The sequence below is a fragment of the Oleiphilus sp. HI0079 genome, assembly GCF_001635105.1.
The window spans coordinates 1-981 of the sequence record NZ_LWFT01000822.1 but is presented as its reverse complement, the minus strand read 5'-3'; the positions used below and the strand labels follow the sequence as shown (position 1 = coordinate 981).

The following is a 981-nucleotide window of genomic DNA, read 5'->3' as shown; positions in this document are numbered from 1 at the left end:
AGTGCTTATTCTTAGTGCCTTGGGCGATGTAGACGATCGAGTCGAAGGTCTTCGGGGCGGTGGAGATGACTACCTCACCAAGCCTTTCTCGTTTACCGAGCTATTGGCTCGATTGGAAGCCTTAGAGCGTCGCGGAGCAAGTTCCGGTTCTGAGCAGGTAACGCATCTAAGTGTCGCCGACCTGGAGATGGACTTGCTAGCCCGAACCGTCAAGCGCGCAGGCCAGAAAATTGATCTCCAGCCACGTGAGTTCCGGCTTCTGGAGTACTTAATGAAGCATGCGGGACAAGTGGTCACTCGCACCATGCTTCTAGAACAAGTATGGGATTATCATTTTGATCCGCAAACCAACGTTATTGATGTACATATCAGTCGCTTGCGTTCAAAGATCGACAAAGACTTCCCTAAACAGTTGCTCCAAACTGTGCGTGGTGCAGGGTATATATTGAGTGAAGATTCTTAGTCTTCTAAGAACCCCTACCTTTCAGTTGGCGATCATGTACATGGTACTGTTCGCCACCTCTGTTTTTATTCTTATGGGTTTCATCTATTGGGCAACTGCTGGCTATATGTCGAGCCAGACCGATGAGACCATTGAAGCCGAGATCGTCGGACTTGCCGAGCAATATCAGCGACAAGGTTTAAATGGCCTTATCAGCGTGATTCGTGAACGAGTCGCGCGTGATCCTAACGGCAAAGCAATCTATTTGTTCACCGCACGCGACTTCATTAAACTTGCTGGCAACATTGATAAATGGCCTGAAGAAGGCGAAGTCCAAGATGGCTGGTTAAATTTCACGCTTGACCAAGAACTCGGCTGGCACACTGAATCTGAAAGACCTGCACGAGCGCGTGTGTTCATAGTGCCGGGCGGCTTACGCCTGCTTGTGGGCCGTGATGTAAACGAGTTTATGGCGGTGAAAGAGCTAGTTGAACGTGCGATTAATCTCGGCATGGCCATTACCTTCATGCTTGCCATGA

Annotated in this window: 1 protein-coding gene and 1 pseudogene; both read left to right on the top strand. The window is 49.4% G+C overall.

Features of this window, described 5'->3' with window-relative positions; genetic code table 11:
* Positions 1-463 (top strand): response regulator transcription factor (locus A3750_RS15350; protein WP_068548418.1); only part of this gene is annotated, 463 nt, incomplete at its 5' end.
* Positions 450-981: pseudogene (locus A3750_RS15345) on the top strand (two-component sensor histidine kinase); the annotation flags it as partial. The gene A3750_RS15350 and the pseudogene A3750_RS15345, both read left to right, overlap by 14 nt.